Source organism: Oceanobacillus sp. NCCP-135, from assembly GCF_059698015.1.
The window spans coordinates 1-2,128 of sequence record NZ_BAAKSZ010000064.1; the positions used below are offsets into that span (position 1 = coordinate 1).

Genomic DNA, 2,128 nt, shown 5'->3' on the forward strand with positions numbered 1-2,128 from the left:
TCCGGATGGCAAATGGCGATAAGATCGTCATGTTTTCGTGTCCTCAAAAATGACAAAGGAACTTACAATGAAATCAAATACAAATTCCTATAATACAGATGATACACCAATTGTCGCAGAGCTTCACCTGGTGAAATCATCTTTAACCATAGAACAAGTAAGCCGTGGGGAGCATGAATCCCTGTGGAATCAGCTCGTCCAGGATTACCATTACCTTGGGCATCAAAAGACTATTGGACCACGCGTGAAATACCTGATATGGCTTGGCGACCACCCCGTCAGTGCGATCAGCTTCAACCAGGCCGCATATAAGATGGCGGCCAGAGATCGCTTTATGGATTGGAAGGATGAAGAAAGGCAGGAGCATCTTGGCCACGTGCTCAATAATAACCGGTTTTTAATCCTGCCTTGGGTGCATATCAAAAATCTGGCTTCCCATGTATTAGCGTTATCCATTCGCCGTTTGCGGATCGATTGGCCTGCGATATACAACCAAACGCCATATGTACTGGAAACACTTGTTGACAGGCAGCGATACACCGGAACCAGTTATCAAGCAGCAAACTGGACCTATGTCGGAGAAAGCGGGGGATATGAAAAAGTTGGTAGGACGTACCGTTATCATGGAAACAAGAAAGCAATTTACATGTATGTCATCGAAAAAAACTTCAAAACATTAATAGGATGTACAGGAAGACCAGACCGGGTCCTCAAAAAAAACAAACCTAAACCCCGGGAGATGGTCAACGTGCAATTGCAAACCAATGATTGGAATGACCAATTGATGGAAGAAGCGAAAATAAAACATGTTGTGAATCAACTGCCTGAGATGCTCCAAAGCCATATGGTGCGATTTCAAGGTTGTTTTCAACGTCGTGAACAAGAATTCAACGGCAATATTTATGTGCAGGGACTCTTGAGCAGTCTGGAACGAAAGTCGATCGAGCCCATTGCCTTGGAATTGAATGAGGATCCAAGAGGTGTACGTAATCTCCAGTATTTCATGAAGGATGCCAAATGGGATGACCAGCAGGCGCTGGCAATCTATCAACAAGGGATCGCCGAGAAATTATCCCACCCTAGCGGTATGATTACGATTGATGAAAGTGGAAGCCGTAAAAAAGGAAACGAATCCGTTGGCGTCGCTCGTCAATATTGCGGCAATATTGGAAAAGTCGATAACTCACAGGTAGGCGTTTATGCCGGATATTCCAATCCCGATGGCGGATACGGTTTACTAGAATCCCGGCTCTTTATGCCGGAAAAATGGTTTGGGGACGATTATGCAGCACGAAGGAAACAATGCTTGGTTCCGGAAGATGTCTCCTATCAATCCAAACCGGAGATTGCTCTAGACTTGCTTCATGATATCGAAAGCTCTGGGCTGTTCCAAGCTAAATGGGTCGGCGTGGACAGCTTATACGGGAATAGTAAAGCGTTTCTAGACGCCCTTGCAGATCGATACTGGTATTTTGCGGATATTCATAACGATACACGCGTATGGCGTTCGGAACCTACATTTGAAGTTCCGCCATACAAGGGAAAAGGGCGTCCACCTATAAAAAAGGCACCGATAATTCCATCAGAAAAGGTATCAGACATCGCTGATGATTCAGCTATTCCATGGCAATCCATTTGTCTTGGCGAGGGTTCAAAAGGCCCTGTTTATGCAGATATCAAATGTATACGCGTCCACCGGGCATTCCAGCAAAAGGACAGCGGGGAATATGAAACCGAAGCCTGCTGGCTGTTCATTCAGCGCAGGATAGACGGGGGAACTCGATATTCTGTCAGTAATGCACCCGAAAACATAAGCCAGGCAGAATTATGCTTGGCATCGATCATGCGTTGGCCGATTGAACAGAGTTTTAAGGAAATGAAAGGGCAACTGGGAATGGATCATATGGAAGCAAGATCATGGCCAGCCTGGCATCGTCATATAATTCTGGTGTTCATTGCCTACGAATTTCTATTGAATATCAGGTTGCACGTAACAGATAAAAAAAAAGACCGATTTTATCCTTGAACATGGCACTCGATCTTGTCGTGGCGTCCCTTCGTGGAGATGAATCCTTTATACGTAAAACAATAAGGAAGATCGATTATCATTTAAGACGGAATGCGACCG

1 protein-coding gene is annotated in these 2,128 nt (G+C 45.0%); it reads left to right on the top strand.

Translation table 11 applies throughout. From position 1 onward, the window contains the following. The first annotated feature begins 49 nt into the window (after positions 1-49). Positions 50-2,026, top strand: a complete 1,977-nt coding sequence (locus AC6HVZ_RS19455) for an IS701 family transposase (RefSeq protein ID WP_497559780.1) — start codon at positions 50-52, stop codon at positions 2,024-2,026. Positions 2,027-2,128: the final 102 nt, after the last annotated feature.

Bases quoted from the DNA above. Each gene is read 5' to 3' on its own strand.
- AC6HVZ_RS19455 (WP_497559780.1), top strand. From the start codon at position 50: ATGACAAAGGAACTTACAATGAAATCAAATACAAATTCCTATAATACA.